15 protein-coding genes are annotated in these 15828 nt (G+C 36.5%); 3 read left to right on the top strand and 12 right to left on the bottom strand.

The window, feature by feature from the left end:
- Nucleotides 1–248 precede the first annotated feature (248 nt).
- From pepT to ICI50_RS04685, 3 genes are read right to left on the bottom strand one after another with little or no spacing between them, the layout of a single operon-like run.
- Nucleotides 249–1490 carry a peptidase T gene (pepT, locus tag ICI50_RS04695; protein WP_056941049.1) on the bottom strand — a complete coding sequence of 414 codons (1242 nt, stop codon included), beginning with the start codon at nucleotides 1488–1490 and terminating at the stop codon, nucleotides 249–251.
- A gap of 20 nt (nucleotides 1491–1510) precedes the next feature.
- Nucleotides 1511–2308 carry a Nif3-like dinuclear metal center hexameric protein gene (locus ICI50_RS04690; protein ID WP_054640575.1) on the bottom strand — a complete coding sequence of 266 codons (798 nt, stop codon included), beginning with the start codon at nucleotides 2306–2308 and terminating at the stop codon, nucleotides 1511–1513.
- Complete coding sequence (locus ICI50_RS04685; RefSeq protein WP_013853983.1) at nucleotides 2301–2987, bottom strand: tRNA (adenine(22)-N(1))-methyltransferase; 687 nt, start codon at nucleotides 2985–2987, stop codon at nucleotides 2301–2303. The genes ICI50_RS04690 and ICI50_RS04685 overlap by 8 nt, the downstream gene beginning before the upstream one ends.
- 103 nt (nucleotides 2988–3090) lie before the next feature.
- Here ICI50_RS04685 and ICI50_RS04680 point away from each other — a divergent pair, with 103 nt between their 5' ends.
- Together ICI50_RS04680 and ICI50_RS04675 are read left to right on the top strand one after the other, a co-directional pair.
- The gene (locus ICI50_RS04680; protein ID WP_188892041.1) at nucleotides 3091–3531 is read left to right on the top strand and encodes an 8-oxo-dGTP diphosphatase; all 441 of its coding nucleotides are present in this window, start codon (nucleotides 3091–3093) and stop codon (nucleotides 3529–3531) included.
- Nucleotides 3531–4202 (top strand): M23 family metallopeptidase, encoded by a 672-nt coding sequence (locus tag ICI50_RS04675; protein ID WP_056941048.1) that lies wholly within the window; start codon nucleotides 3531–3533, stop codon nucleotides 4200–4202. The genes ICI50_RS04680 and ICI50_RS04675 overlap by 1 nt, the downstream gene beginning before the upstream one ends.
- A gap of 49 nt (nucleotides 4203–4251) precedes the next feature.
- Here ICI50_RS04675 and rpoD read toward each other — a convergent pair whose 3' ends face one another.
- From rpoD to ICI50_RS04630, 9 genes are all read right to left on the bottom strand, one after another.
- Nucleotides 4252–5364 carry an RNA polymerase sigma factor RpoD gene (gene rpoD, locus ICI50_RS04670; RefSeq protein ID WP_054640574.1) on the bottom strand — a complete coding sequence of 371 codons (1113 nt, stop codon included), beginning with the start codon at nucleotides 5362–5364 and terminating at the stop codon, nucleotides 4252–4254.
- 15 nt (nucleotides 5365–5379) lie between these two features.
- Nucleotides 5380–7194 (bottom strand): DNA primase, encoded by a 1815-nt coding sequence (gene dnaG, locus ICI50_RS04665; RefSeq protein ID WP_056941047.1) that lies wholly within the window; start codon nucleotides 7192–7194, stop codon nucleotides 5380–5382.
- A 23-nt stretch (nucleotides 7195–7217) separates the two neighbouring features.
- Nucleotides 7218–9281: a glycine--tRNA ligase subunit beta gene (gene glyS / locus ICI50_RS04660; RefSeq protein ID WP_054640573.1), complete on the bottom strand. Its 2064-nt coding sequence runs from the start codon at nucleotides 9279–9281 to the stop codon at nucleotides 7218–7220.
- Nucleotides 9274–10191 carry a glycine--tRNA ligase subunit alpha gene (gene glyQ, locus ICI50_RS04655; protein WP_054640572.1) on the bottom strand — a complete coding sequence of 306 codons (918 nt, stop codon included), beginning with the start codon at nucleotides 10189–10191 and terminating at the stop codon, nucleotides 9274–9276. Before glyQ ends, glyS begins: the two co-directional genes overlap by 8 nt.
- Nucleotides 10192–10453: 262 nt before the next feature.
- Nucleotides 10454–11206, bottom strand: a complete 753-nt coding sequence (gene recO / locus ICI50_RS04650; RefSeq protein WP_054640191.1) for a DNA repair protein RecO — start codon at nucleotides 11204–11206, stop codon at nucleotides 10454–10456.
- A complete protein-coding gene (gene era / locus ICI50_RS04645; RefSeq protein ID WP_013853975.1) occupies nucleotides 11207–12112 on the bottom strand; it encodes a GTPase Era in 906 nt (301 codons plus the stop codon).
- Complete coding sequence (gene ybeY, locus ICI50_RS04640; RefSeq protein WP_013853974.1) at nucleotides 12112–12636, bottom strand: rRNA maturation RNase YbeY; 525 nt, start codon at nucleotides 12634–12636, stop codon at nucleotides 12112–12114. The genes era and ybeY overlap by 1 nt, the downstream gene beginning before the upstream one ends.
- A 9-nt stretch (nucleotides 12637–12645) precedes the next feature.
- The gene (locus ICI50_RS04635) at nucleotides 12646–13599 is read right to left on the bottom strand and encodes a PhoH family protein (protein ID WP_013853973.1); all 954 of its coding nucleotides are present in this window, start codon (nucleotides 13597–13599) and stop codon (nucleotides 12646–12648) included.
- A gap of 22 nt (nucleotides 13600–13621) precedes the next feature.
- Nucleotides 13622–14065 carry a GatB/YqeY domain-containing protein gene (locus ICI50_RS04630; protein ID WP_013853972.1) on the bottom strand — a complete coding sequence of 148 codons (444 nt, stop codon included), beginning with the start codon at nucleotides 14063–14065 and terminating at the stop codon, nucleotides 13622–13624.
- Between the two features lie 367 nt (nucleotides 14066–14432).
- On the opposite strand from ICI50_RS04630, the gene ICI50_RS04625 reads away from it, so the two are divergent.
- Nucleotides 14433–15662, top strand: coding sequence for an IS110 family RNA-guided transposase (locus ICI50_RS04625; RefSeq protein ID WP_082598976.1), 1230 nt, complete (start codon nucleotides 14433–14435; stop codon nucleotides 15660–15662).
- Nucleotides 15663–15828: the final 166 nt, after the last annotated feature.

The raw sequence follows: 15828 nt of genomic DNA, 5'->3' as shown, positions 1-15828 counted from the left end.
CTAGTTTTAAATCGTTTTTCAAGTCTTATTAAAAATAATTTGTTTCACACTTATGAAAATCAATTAATTTAAATAAAAAATAAGCGATGAATCTTTTTATAACAAGATCTATCGCTTATTTATTAGTAGAAATAGTATTAGTGTATAACTTTGAGTTGACTAAAAAGCAAGATTAAGATACTGATATTAAAGCTTCTTGACTAATGATAAAACTCTATATTTTTATAGTATTTTAAAATTTTGTTTCACTACTTGGCTCTTTCAGCATTTAATTCAGCCATTTTAAGCATGACATCAACGGTTTTCCACATCGATTCCAGTACAGCATATTCATAGCGTCCATGCATATTTTCTTCACCAGCAAAAATATTTGGACAAGGAAGTCCCATATAAGTCAATTGTGAACCATCTGTACCACCACGAACAGGATCTTCATTAACTTTAAGCCCTTCAGCCTTATATGCATCCCTAGCCAAGTCGACAATATCCATATGCTTCTTTAATTCATCGGCCATATTGTAGTATTGGTCATTCATCTTAAGGGTAATGCGTTCAGTGCCGAACTCATCGTTCATCTTTTTAACGATTGATTTAACTAAATTCTTCCGCTCTTCTAAGCCATCTCTTTCAAAATCACGAATGATATAATCCAAGTGCGCATGATCAACTGTACCATCAAAGTGTGACAGATGGGAGAAACCTTCACGTCCTTCAGTATGCTCTGGACGATCATGTTCAGGCAATTGATTATGAAAATCGATCCCAACTTGAATGGCATTGATCATTTGGCCTTTAGCAACAGCTGGGTGAACGTTAACCCCCTGAATATCAAGATTAAATTGGGCAGCAGAGAAAGTCCCCCAATCAAGTTTTCCTGGAGCTTCGCCGTCTACAGTAAAGGCAAAGTCAGCGCCAAAGTCTTTAACGTCAAAGTGTTCTGCACCGGTACCGATTTCTTCATCAGGCGTAAAAGCTAAACGAATCTTACCATGCTTAACTTCTGGATGATTCATCAAATATTCCGCAAAAGTCATTAACTCTGAAATGCCACATTTGTCATCCCCACCAAGCAAAGTATCACCTGAAGCAGTAATAATTGTTTGGCCTTTGTAATTCTTCAAATTTGGAAAGACTGCGGGATCTAAATAAAATTCTGAATCACCTAATTGAATCTTGCTTTCACCATCATAATTTTCATGAACTTGTGGCTTAACATTCTCTGAATTAAAATCAGCAGTATCACAATGTGCTAAAAAGCCCATTACGGGCACATCATAATCAACGTTAGCAGGAATTTCAGCAATCAAGCTACCAGCTTTTTGATTGTAGTGAATATCACTTAAACTTAGTTCTTCCAAATCTTTCATAATGATATTCTTTTGAAAGTTTTCTTCTCTTTCAGTAGACGGAAAACGATCTGAATGTTCATCTGAACGTGAGTTGACCTTAACGTATTTTAGAAATCTTGGTAATAAATTTGGGTATTCCATGGATATTTTTCCTTTCTAATTTAGGACAAATCTTGAAATGGATTAGTTGAAACCTCTGATAATTCAACCCCAACATTCCAGTTATTCTCTTTATTCCATTTTTTAAGACGGTCATAAACCTTATATTTAAATAACTTTTCAGTATAGTGACCTGGATCAACTACTGTAAGTCCTGAAGAAATCATGTCATGACCAACATGGTAATAAACATCGCCTGTAATAAAGGCATCAAGCTTATCATCTAAGGCTCTAGTCCAATACTTGCCGCCATCACCGCAGATAAAACCAACAGTAGAAATTTGCTTATCATTATCTGCTGTAATTAAACGTGCCATCCTAATGCCCATCTTTTCTTTAACATAATAAGCAAAATCATATGCGGACATTGTCTTAGGCAACTTGCCCTTTCGTCCCATCGCAATGCCATCATCATCTAAGCAAAATGGTTCAACATCTTGTAAACATAATCCTTCGGCTTGCCAATCGGCAGAACCGTCTTGTGCTTTGTCAGAATTGGTATGGATAGAATAAACAGTAATGCCATTTTTAATAATAGCGCCATACATTGCATTTTGCGGATTAGCAAAGTCTAAATTATGAGCTGGACGAAACATTACGGGATGATGACTAACAATGAAGTTAACTCCTTTTTCTACTGCCTCATCGACTACTTGTGGGCGAACATCCAAAGTTGTCATAACCTTAGCTACATCTGCTTCCATTGAGCCAATTTGCATCCCTACAGGATCACCTTGTGAAGCAATCTCCTCAGGGAAGTCTTCTCTTAAACGTGTTACGATATCTTTTACTTTAGTCATTATTAATTTCCTCTTGAATTAATTCAATATGATGCTCAACCTCATTAATACGGTTTTCATCTTTTTTTCTAGCTTTATTCAAATTTTGCAATAATTTTTGATTATAAGCCAATTGACCCTGCCATTTTTGATAAAAAACAGGATTCTTTGCTCGTAAAATTAACGGGCCAAAGAAAATTTCCTTTTCAGTCAAGTTATGTCTATCCTCAGTTAATCTGGCTTTGATTAATTCATAGGTATGGCCGGCTTCAGCGATTAGTTTTTCATCAACTATCTGATAATTGTGCATCATCAGCCAATTACGTACACCTGCTTCCCCAATATTGGGCTCTAACACCAGGGTCTTAAAATGATAATCCCGATTCCATGCAGCATCAAGAATATTAGTCATTAGTTTACCACCCATGCCAGCAATTACAACAGTATCAATTTGATCAACATGCTTAACCGTTTCTAACCCGCTACCTAAACGCGTTTCAATTTGACTAGTTAAACCCGCTTCAGCTATGTCTGTCTTAGCATTTTCAAGTGGTCCAGGCGCGATATCACTCGCAATCGCATACTGAATTTTACCATTTTTAACTAATTCAATCGGCAAATAAGCATGGTCTGTTCCAATATCCGCCAGACGACTGTTAGGATCAACCATCTTTGCCAAAGTATTTAATCTTAAGTTCATTTTGCCTCCAAATAAGAGTAGGTTTAATCAAATTTTAGCATTTTTTCAGGTTTATTTGGTCACTATTTGCTATAATCGTCACAGAAAGTAGGTTTTTATTTTTATGAGTAGAACTGAACCTGTAACTTTAACTAATATGTGTATGATTAAAAAAAGGAATAAAATCTTAGTTCTCAATCGAACTGATCCGATTTGGCCAGGACTTACCTTCCCTGGCGGGCATGTAGAAGCCTACGAATCTTTCAATGATTCAGTCATTCGAGAAGTTAAAGAGGAAACTGGATTAGATATTACTAAACCTAAACTTGTAGGAATTAAACAATTCTATGATCGAAATGATCAACGCTATCTAGTTTTCTTTTATATTGCAACTCATTTTACTGGTAAAATAAAAGAATCGAACGAAGGTAAACTAAATTGGATGACGCAAGATGAATTAAAGCATCATCAATTAGCATATAATTTTGATCATGATTTACCTGTCTTTTTTAATTCTAGTATTAGTGAGCACATGCTTGACGGAAAACGAGATGAATTATTTTAATGAAAAAAGCAGAAAGCAAACTATCACTATGTATTGCATTAATTGCCATTATCCTCTTTGCGTCAATTCCCTTATGGCACATTGATTTAAATTCTGCCAGAACACAGACGCATGTAGTCAAAAAGAAAAAAACTAAGAAAAGGGAAATCCACCAGGTGACTTGGGGCTATCCTTTCAAACGTTTATATGAAAAAAAGATCAAATTTAAATCTGGACAAAAATTTGGTCAAACAGACGTTATTAGACGTTACTATCCCACCAAGAGCTATTTTCATGACGGCTATGACTTCGGTTTTAGTGAAGTTGGCCACTCTACAGTTTATGCCGTTCACGCTGGGACAGTCCACCGAGTAAAATACGCTCGCGGTTTAGGCCTATACGTTTGGGTAATTTCTGATGATGGCTACGTTGAAATTTATCAAGAAGGCTTTCTGAGTATTACGGATATTTATGTTAAAAAAGGTCAAAAAGTTAAGTTAGGTCAAAAGATTGGTAAACTTACAGGCTCACACATTCATCTAGGGATTACCAAAACTGATAAAGACTACATTGATAAGAAACACGATCATACTCCATGCAAATATTATTGGAAAGATAATGGCACTTGGCTTAATCCAATGAAGATTATTGAAAATGATTTGCGTAAAGCTGGTAAAGACCCAATTCAATAAGAAAAAGAGCTAGGCAAACTTATGCTTAGCTCTTTTAGTATATTGAAAATTAATCCATAAAATCATGTAATTGATTCGAACGACTCGGATGACGCAATTTACGTAATGCCTTAGCTTCAATCTGACGAATACGTTCACGCGTTACGCCAAATACCTTACCCACTTCTTCCAAAGTACGAGTACGACCATCATCTAGACCAAAACGCAAACGTAAGACATTTTCTTCACGGTCAGTTAAAGTCTCAAGTACTTGCTCTAGTTGCTCTTTCAACATCTCATAAGAAGCATGTTGCTCTGGACTAGTTGCTTCCTTATCTTCGATAAAGTCTCCTAAGTGAGAATCATCTTCTTCACCAATAGGGGTCTCCAAGGAAACAGGTTCTTGTGCAATCTTTAAAATATCCCGCACTTTATTAGTTGGCATATTCATTTCAGCACCAATTTCCTCTGGAGTTGGTTCACGACCCAAATCTTGCAACAATTGACGTTGAATTCTGATCAACTTATTAATGGTTTCTACCATGTGAACAGGGATTCTAATCGTACGAGCTTGATCGGCAATTGCACGAGTAATAGCCTGTCTAATCCACCAAGTTGCATAAGTTGAGAATTTAAAGCCAAGACGATAGTCAAATTTATCTACCGCCTTCATCAACCCCATGTTACCTTCTTGAATTAAATCAAGAAAAGACATCCCACGACCTACATAACGCTTAGCAATAGAAACTACTAAACGAAGGTTAGCTTCAGCTAATTCTTGCTTAGCTTCTTCATCTCCGTTTTCAATTCTTTTAGCAAGCGAAATTTCTTGATCAGCTGTAAGTAGAGGTACACGTCCAATTTCCTTCAAGTACATCCGAACGGGATCATTCATTCGAACGCTTGAAGGAGCAGACATATCCTTTAATTCTTCTTTTTCAACATCTTTTTGTTTCTTTAAGGCTAACTTCGAAGGTTCACCTTTCTCGTCAACAATACTGATTCTGTTATCTTCAAACTCTTGAACCAGTTGATCAACAGCCTTACCTTGTAAGTTATACGGCTTAATCAGACGAGCAGTGAAATCCTTTTCAGTAATTGACTTGTCCTTTTTAACGTCTTTTACAACTTTTTTAACCATCTTATTCAAAGATAGTTTTTGTGTAGTTCCCTTTTCTGCCACTAAAAAGCCTCCTTATTAACCTAAGATTCTCTTCAACTCAATAATCTTTTGAGTAATCTTTATTATTTCAAGTCCATCCTGTTTGCGCTTGGCATCCTGTAATTGATTTTGGAGCTCATTCAGCTTGGAATAAATGCTGCGTGTTTGAATAGCTCTGATATACTCATTGATTTCTTGAACTGTACAATCTTTTGGTATATGTGTTGCTTCAGCATCTACTATTATACCTTGAAGTTGGTCTGGAATAAAATCTAAGAAACCGGCAATTTGTAAATTATCATGAGTTTCTTGATATTTTAACCAAAGTTGAGCTAAACTTTCAAAATTATCATTAGGGAAATGAAAATCATGCTCTAATAAATACTTTTGTGCGCTTGTTGAATGAATAAAAAAATATAATAAACGAGTTTGACTTGGATGTTTATTTGCTTCAGTTTGCGGTGTAGTTAATTTTTCAGAAATAGGTGGTGTATTATCGACTAACTCATCTGAATAGTTACGTCTTATATGATTACGCGCTCGATTATTACGTCTTCGCTCACGCGCTAAATTCGCCTTTAATGAATCAATTGAAACGCCAGCAGATCTAGCTAACCTTTCAACATACATATCCTGTTCAACAGGATTTCGTACCTGACTAATTTCTTTAATCGCTTCAGCCAAATAAGTAATTTTTTCACGATCATTATCGAGATTATATTTTTGTGCTAACCTCTTTAAGAAAAAGTCAGTCGGTGTTAAGGCACCACTTACTTCTTCTTGATATTTCTTAGTCCCGTACTTTTTAACATATTCATCAGGGTCAAGATTTTCTGGTAAAACAACAATTCCTAAATTGAAATTACCATCCTTATTGAACATTCTAGCCGCACGCTCTTCTGCATGGACACCTGGGTCATCACCATCATAATTAACAATAATATTAGGCGTAATTCTTCTAAGCATATAAACTTGATCATCAGTTAAACTTGTACCCATGGATGCAATACCTGCTTTAATACCCGCTTTATATGCAGCAATAACGTCCATATAACCTTCATAAAGAACAAGGTGTCCTTCACTACGCGCTGCCTTTCGAGCTTCCGCAAAATGAAATAATACCTTAGATTTAGTAAAAATAGGGGTCTCAGGACTATTCATATACTTAGCTTCAGATTTATCATTTGAAATTCGACGTCCAGAAAAACCAATGGTTCTACCATGCTCATTGTCCAATGGAAACATCAATCGATCGCGAAAACGATCAAACAGGCGACCATCTTTAGCTTGAACAAACAAACCACTTTCCGCCAAATCATCATCTTGATAACCTTTTCCACGCAAGTAGGTGATTAAAACGTTGTCTTCCTTAGGAGCGTAACCTATTTTAAAATGCTCTAAAATGTCATTATTTAATTCACGTTTTTGAGCATATTGCATTCCTCTTTCTCCAGCTTTAGTAGTTAGTAATACTCGGCGATAAAAATCAACCGCTTCTTGCTGAATTTTCAACAAAGGGCTAAGCTTGCCACTAACTGGATTATCACCAAATCCTGCTGGCATTGGAATATGTGCGAATTCTGCAACTCGTTGAACGCTCTCAGGAAAAGTTAACCCATCCTTATACATTAGGAATTTAAAAACATTGCCGCCTTTACCACAACCAAAGCATTTAAAAAATTGCCGGTCTTCATTTACAGTAAACGATGGCGTTTTTTCTTGATGAAAAGGGCAAAGACCAATATAGTCTTTGCCTTTCTTTTCAAGTGAAACGTATTGGCTGATCACATCGACAATATTGACGTTACTGCGAACTTCAGAAATAAAATCCTCCGGAATTCGTCCAGCCACATGAATCACCTTTTCTATCTAAATTACTTAATAACTAGTTTACTCAAATCACCTAAACGATCAGCTAATTCACTAACAACAGATAACTGAGCTAAACGATTATTTTTAACATTCTCATCTTTAGCCATAATCATATTAGTATCGAAGTATTGATCAATTACTGGTTGTAATTGAACGAAGCCTTGGTACAAATCTGCTAGATCTTCAATATCCTGCAAGTTTTGTACTCCAACATAGAGTTCTTTTTCACTGTTGTCATCAAATAGACTTTCATCAACTTCAATGCCACCCTTGAATTTAGCTTTCTTTAAAATATTATCAATTCTAGTCAAGCTTTCAACGACTGGCTTAAATTCATCATCATCATGATGAAGTTGCAATACATTGGCTGCAGCTAAGATTTGACTTGGATCTTGTTGACTTGAAGCAAGAACAGCATCAATAATATCATATTTGAATTTATTCTTTTGTAAGTATTGCTTTACACGATCACGAATAAAGTCCGCAATTTCTTGGTCGGCATCACCCTTAGGCAACTTAGCTGGGGTTACGCCATTAAGCATCTTAATAATTTCTGGTAACACTTCATTAAATGGCAATGACCACTTTTCATTAAGCAAAATTCTAACAATACCGTAAGCATAACGACGAAGTGCATATGGATCATTAGATGAAGTAGGAATCATTCCTGCACCAAAGAAAGTGACAATTGTGTCAATCTTATCAGCAATTGACAAAAGTGAGCCAACCGTAGTCGTTGGCAATTCGCCTTCAGCAGTCGTTGGAATGTAATGTTCCTTAATAGCTACTGCTACATCTTCATTTTCCCCTGCAAGACGTGCATAATGCATCCCCATCACACCTTGGAGTTCCGCAAATTCACCAACCATTTGTGTAACTAAGTCAAACTTGTAAAGTTCACTTGCACGATCAAAGTCAGTAATTACACTTTCAGGCAAATTCCAACGCTTAGCAAGGTAATCACCGATCATACGTACACGTTGCATCTTTTCAGCCATTGACCCAATCTTATCATGGAATGAAACATTCTTTAAACGATCAACAAAATGACTTAATGGATACTTACGATCTTCATCATAGAAGAATTGAGCATCATCTAGACGTGCAACCAAGACTTTTTCGTTACCAGAAATAACATTATCAAGATAATCCTTGTTACCATTACGAACAGCAATAAAGTGATTGATTAACTTGCCATTTTCATCGTAAACTTCAAAATATCTTTGATTATCTTTCATTGAAGTAATTAATACTTCATCAGGAATATTTAAGTACTTTTTATCAAATGAGCCAGCAAAAACAGTTGGATATTCAACCAAGTAGGTTACTTCTTCAAGTAAGTCACGGTCTGGCTTAATTTCCCAATTATTTTGCTTAACCAATTCATTCATTTGGTTAACGATCATATCTTTACGCTCTTCAGCGTCCGCAATAACGTATTGATCCTTCAATGCATCTTCATAATCATCAGCGTTAGCCAAAACAACTGAATCACCTAAAAAGCGATGTCCCTCAGTCTTACGACCTGCAGTAATATCCAAAATCTTAACTGGAATTACATCATTGCCAAATAATGAAACAAGCCAATGAATTGGGCGAACAAACTCAAAATCATTAGAATCCCAGCGCATCTTAGTTGGGAAGGTCATTGCCTTAACGATGTCACTCATGCCAAGTAAAATATCGCTAGCCTTTTTACCTTCTTTTTGCACATGAACATAAGCATATTCGGTGCCTTTAAGCTCTTCAAAATAAATATCATCAGTAGTCATTCCTTGGCCGCGAGCAAAACCTTGTGCAGCTTTAGTCCAATTACCATCTTTATCTTGAGCAATCTTCTTAGCAGGACCTTTTTTAACTTCATCGATGTCATCTTGCTTTTCTGCTAAGTCTTCAACTAAGATAGTTAAACGACGTGGAGTTGAAAAGGTCTTGATATCTTTAAACTTCAAGCCATTTTCTTTTAAAAATTTTCTAGTTCTGTCAGCTAATTGCTTAACGCTGCGTGGCACAACGTGAGCTGGCATTTCTTCAGTACCAATTTCAAATAAATAATCTTTAGCCATTTTCTACCCCCGCCTTCTTATCTTCTGCGCTTTTAAGCAATGGAAAGCCACGCTTTTCACGTTCTTCAACAAACTTAACAGCAACTTCATGGGCCAGGTTTCTAATTCTTGACAAGTAACCTGCACGTTCCGTTACTGATACAGCGCCACGTGCATCAAGCAAATTAAATGTATGAGAGCATTTTAAAATGTAGTCATATGCTGGATGAACAAGATTCTTATCTAATAGACGCTTAGCAGTTGATTCATAAATGTCAAAGAACTTAAGCAATTGCTCTTGATCAGATTCTTCAAAGGCATATTTAGAGTGTTCATATTCAGGTTGCTTAAATATATCGCGGTATAAAACACCGTTACCCCATTCAAGATCAAAAACTGAGTTGACATCTTGAATGTAAGAAGCAAGTCTTTCAACACCATAAGTAATTTCACTCATAGTTGGCTTAACGTCCAATTCACCGACAACTTGGAAGTAGGTAAACTGGCTGACTTCCATACCGTCAAGCCATACTTCCCAACCAACACCGGCACAACCCATTGATGGATTAGCCCAGTTATCTTCTACGAAACGAATATCGTGTTCCAAAGGATCGATACCTAATACCTTCAAACTATCTAAGTAATATTGTTGAATATCCTTAGGAGCTGGCTTAATAACAACTTGGAATTGGTGGTGTTGGAATAACCGGTTAGGGTTTTCACCATAACGTCCATCTGCAGGTCTTCTTGAAGGCTCTACATAGCAAGCTGCCCATGGTTCTGGACCAACTGCACGAAGAAATGTGTAAGGACTCATCGTACCTGCACCCTTCTCCACATCATATGAAGGCATAATCATACAACCTTTGGAGGACCAGAATTGTTCCAGCTTAAAGATCATATTTTGAATGTTTAATTTCTTATCTGCCATTTTCCTTAATTCTCCTCCTGCGCTAGGCCATAAAAAAAGCCTATGCAAAATTTTGCATAGGGACGAAATATCTCGCGGTTCCACCCTAATTCAGGAAGTGTTCTTCCTGCACCTTAATTGAACATGGCTAGAGGGGCCTTTTCCTAGGTGTCCTCTCATCAAACGACACTCGCTGAACTAGTACTTTTCTAAATCCTCATCACTGCCAAATACGCTTTTTATTTTAACACAGGAATTAGGGATAAACCAGATTTTTACTCAACTAAAATAGCTTTAATTCATCTAAAAACTTTTTCGTTTTAAGATTCAAATCAATTGTCGCACCATATATTCGATCAATTGCCTTACGAGTAGCTTTTTTAGTTTCTTCACTTATTTTAATAGTTCCTAATCGTTCAATTGGCAATAATCCAATTGTCCTTAGGACCGCTGTTTCTTTAGGCTTCAAATGCATCCTGCTAGTTATCACACCAAAATGATCATTGCAAATAACGCCACCCATTTTAATAGAATAATCAAAGATTCCTTTTTCTTTGCCGCAAATAACACAATGAGCTAATTGCGGTTCTACTCCATACGCGCTTAATAGTTTCATTTGTACAATTTGAGTAATCATTTCGCTATCAACGCCATCATTTATTTTCTTCAGGGCAAACATGGCTAAGTCGTAATATCTACCTAATGGTTGGTATTCGACAAACGCATGATCAATTAAATCAAAAATAAAAGAAGCATAAGCATTCTTAGTTAAATCTTGATATAAACCATCGAATTGCTTTACTTCTTTATACGTACGCAGATTGCTTAAACCATGACCGTTAGTATAAATGACATAGGTTCCTGCCGAAAAATTTATCATTGCTGCACTTAGGCGTGACTTGGGTCGAAGCGCGCCCTTGACAATTAACGTGATAATGCCATCATTTTTAGTCATGATTTTAGCTAATAAATCTGCTTCTTTATATTTTTGCCTTTTAAAAATAATACCCTGAACTTCTTTAAGTTCACGTACCATCTAATTAAGTTCCTTCTGATCGTAGCCAATTAATTTCAAAAAGCTTGGATCTGAGCGCCAGTTATGTTGAACTTTAACCCAGAGCCGCAAATTGACTTTTTCACCTAGTAAATGTTCTATTTCTTTACGAGAATTAATGCCAATTTGTTTTAGCATTTTACCAGCTTTTCCAATGATAATGCCCTTTTGACCATCTTTTTCAACATAGATGGTCGCTTCAATCAATAATTTACCATTTTGGTGTTTATTCATTTGATCAACGGCAACTGCAGTAGCATGTGGTACTTCTTGCGAAGTAAGCCGTAAAATCTGTTCACGAATTAGTTCTGCAACTACAAAATATTCTGGACGATCTGTGATCTGATCAGCCCCATAATATTGTGGTCCCTCTGGCAAATATTGCTTAATCGTTTTGAGCAGATCCTCAATACCAATTCCTTGAGTGGCCGAGATTGGTAGTATCTCCTTAAAGCCATCCAACTTGTTATAAGAATCTATAATTGGCAGAAGCTTATTAGGATGAATTTGATCAACCTTATTAATTACTAGAAATACAGGAACTGTGACTTCTTTGAGCAAGCTAGCAATATATTGATCACCCTTGCCAATATCTTCTGGCTCAACCATGAATAAAACTAAATCAACATCATTTAAACTAGAAAGACTAGCTTTATCCATGTAATCATCAAGCTTAGAATGTGGTTTAAAAATACCAGGTGTATCAACAAACACTACTTGCATTTGATCGGAAGTATATATGCCTGAAATGCGATTGCGCGTGGTCTGAGGCTTACTCGAAGTAATTGCTACTTTTTGACCAACTAAATAATTCATCAAGGTTGACTTTCCTACATTTGGTCGACCAACCAAGGCTACAAAGCCAGATTTAAATTTATTTTCTTTCATTATTTACCTCTGCCTTCATCTAATTGATCAGGATAAAGTGGCAAGCCATAATCCTCAAGCACCTTACCTTGAATACCAAACATTTCCTTTGCTTCCTTAGGATCAATGTGATCGTATCCATTCAGGTGTAAGAAGCCATGGACAACCGTATATCCAAACTCTCGATTAAAGCCCGTACCATACTCCTTGCTATGACGCTTAATTACGCTAGGACACATGAACAAGTCTCCAATATCTTCTTGAAAATCGGGATCATTTTCGAAAGACGCCATATCAATTGAATCCTCACCATCTTCAATTGCAAAAGAAATAACGTCTGTCGGACGATCTTTATCACGATATTTCAAGTTAATCTCATGACTGCGATCTTCATCGACAAAATTAATACTCATTTCTAAGTTATTTTCTTTGCCAATTTCTTTTTTTGCTAAAAGCAAAAGCTTCATAATCCAGTCTTGCCAGTTACGCTTCTTATCATCTAAAAAGCCAACTTCATCATTATAAGTAATCTCAATTGGATCCATCTTTAGTGTTTAATGTCCTCTTTTTTCATAAGCAGTAATAATCTTAGCAACTACAGGATGACGTACAACGTCTTGAGCAGAAAAATTAATGAATTTGATTTGATCGATATTTTTCAAAATATGTCTAACATCAATTAAACCGCTATGCTGTCGTCCCGGTAAATCGACTTGAGTCATATCTCCATTCACGACCATCTTGGAATTAAAGCCAAGACGAGTCAAAAACATCTTCATCTGCGAATCTGTAGTATTTTGAGCTTCATCTAGAATTACAAAAGCATCATCTAATGTCCGTCCACGCATATAAGCCAACGGAGCAACTTCAATTACACCTCGTTCCATTAAACGATCAGTCGTATTGTTGCCAAGAATAGCGTATAAAGAATCATAAATTGGTCTCAAATATGGATCAACTTTTTCCTTCAAATCTCCAGGTAAAAATCCAAGTGACTCACCAGCCTCTACAGCCGGTCTAGTTAAAATAATTCTAGAAACCTCACCTTTTTTGAAAGCCGCAATTGCACAGACAACTGCCAAGAAAGTCTTACCAGTACCAGCTGGTCCTATTCCAAAAACAACGTCTGATTTATTAATGGCTTCAACGTAACGCTTTTGACCCATATTTTTCACTCTGATCGGTCTACCTTTAGCATCCCGAATCAAAACCTTCTTATACAGATCTGCAAAGTATTCAGTCGTACCCTTGTCTGCCATTTTCATTGCGCTGACAGTGTCGGGCGCACCAACGTTAACGCCGGTATTCACAACACTGTCTAATGCTTTTAAAACAGCAACAGTTTTCTTGATCTTTGCCTCATCATCACCTGCAATAACAATTTCATTACCGGTATCTGATACAGACAAATCGTAGCCTTCAGAAAGAAGCTTTAGATTTTCATCATTAACTCCAACTAATTTTTGAATATTATCTGGCTTTTGAGGTATAAAAGTTGTTTGAGCCAAAAAGACCCGCTCCTTCTTGTTACTAATTCAGCTGATCACGCACTGCTTGTGAAGCAGCTTTACCATCAGCACGTCCCTTAATTTTAGGCATTAGGGCTTTCATCACCTTACCGAAATCGGACTTGCCTTTGGCACCAACTTCATCAATCGTTTCCTTAACGGCAGATTCAAGTTCATCCTTGCTCATTTGCTTAGGCATGTACTTTTCAACTACTGCTAATTCTTTCTTAGTTTCCTCAGCCAAATCATCGCGTTTAGCTTTAGCAAACTCAGCGATTGATTCTTCTCTTTGCTTCTTCTCACGATTAAGAACTGTTAATTCTTCATCCGGTGTTAAGTCGTGACCTGCCTTGATTTTTTCATTCATCAAAGCCGACTTAATCATCCGAACAGTATTAAGAGTAGTCTTATCGTGATTCTTCATAGCTGATTTCATATCAGCCATGATTTTATCTGACAAACTCACTTTGTGCATCCTTCCTTCCATTAGAAATCCAATCATATTATAGCAAACAATCCGTTATTTGTTTTATTTAAACCGAAATAAAAAACTTATGATTAGTATTCTTAATTGATAATCAAGCAAAACATACTAACCTAGTGTTGGATCGTGAATCGACGGATTCATGATCTGGCACTTTTTGTTTAAAATAGAAAGTGAAAATAAAGCAAATAAAGTCTTCGCTTTTTTCAACACTTGATGTCGTAAGCAAAACGGACTGCTTTACCGCCTATTTATAAGTCTCTTCGAAGTCTGTGGGCACTTGATGCCGAGTTCAGAAAATGAGAACTAGTAGGTTGATAAAACTATTTATCTTCACTTGGAGGTTAGAATGATGAAACAAAATATTATCTTTGGCATTGATGTTAGCAGTAAATCTTCTACAGTTTGTGTAGTAATCGATCGTGTTAAGCAAGGCAAAACTTTTAAGATTACTAATGATTCATTCGGCTATCAGGAGCTGCTGGATCATTTAAATCAATACTTGATCACGCCTTTAGTTGTTTTTGAAGCTACGGGTGTTTATTCGCTTAGTCTGCAGGCTTTTTTAGAGGATTATCATATTAAGTACTTGAAGCTTAATCCTTTAAAAGCTAAAAAGCTGATGGACAACAATTTACGCCATAATAAAACCGATAAGGTGGATGCTTATCGCTTAGCTTTAATTCAATTTAATGCGCCACAGAAGCTGCGTCAGCCGCAATCTAGAGAGTACCATGAACTACAAAATGCAAGTCGCTATTATGAAGAACTTACCCGAGCCTTAGTGGTTAATAAGAACCAGCTTCATCGCAATTTGCAGTCAACCTTTCCTCAGCTAGAAAGTCTGCTTTCAGTCCCGTCTGGCAGAGTTTACTGGACAATTGCCAGTCTGTTTCCACATGCTCAATATGTCTTGAATCGCAATGAAACTCAAGTCTTTCAAAGTCTGTTAGCCATTTCAAGCATTGGCAGACAAAGAGCACAATACTTAACGACTAGACTCTATGCTTTAGCCAGACAAGCATATCCGTACGACACTGAAAAAAGTATTACTATTCGCGCAATTCAGCGTAACATTGCCAATCTGCTTTCTTTAAGTACGGAAAGAAATAATGTGATTAATTACATGGAGAAATTAGTCTTACAGCTAAACGCACGGTCTTTAACTATCTATGAAAGTATTCCTGGTATCGCCAAAACTACTGCAGTTAGATTAGTAGCAGAATTGGGAAACTTAAGACGCTTTGATACCTCAGCTCAAATTGATGCTTTCGTTGGTATTGATCCAGGAAGATATCAATCAGGTGAAAAAGACAGTCATTTAGGCATCACTAAGCATGGCAATCATATTGCCAGAAAAATTCTTTATCGAACGATTACTCAAATGGAGACGACAAAGGCTACCCAGCCTTGTCATATCACTGATTACTATGATAAGAAAAAACGATCTTCAAATAGCCAAGGCTATAAGAAGATCGCCATTGCATCAGTCCACAAACTGATACGCACAATGTTTGCTCTTATCAAACATGATCAATTGTATGATTACAACATAGCCACAGATAATCAAAGACTTTAGTTGAAATCAAATGATCAGTTTCAGTATAACAGTCTATGAAAAAACTACAAGACATCATAGGCTTCTTTGTGATACTTGTGTTTCCTATCACATCTTGTTATGTTTTTATCTGGCCTTATTCGCACCACTATAACAAGCAAAAAATTCTTTTTAAACTACTGATAAC

Origin of the sequence: Lactobacillus kefiranofaciens, assembly GCF_014656585.1 — a bacterium.
Taxonomy (GTDB): Bacteria; Bacillota; Bacilli; order Lactobacillales; family Lactobacillaceae; genus Lactobacillus; species Lactobacillus kefiranofaciens.
The sequence above is the reverse complement of the archived record's forward strand: the minus strand, read 5'-3'. Positions and strand labels throughout refer to the sequence as shown.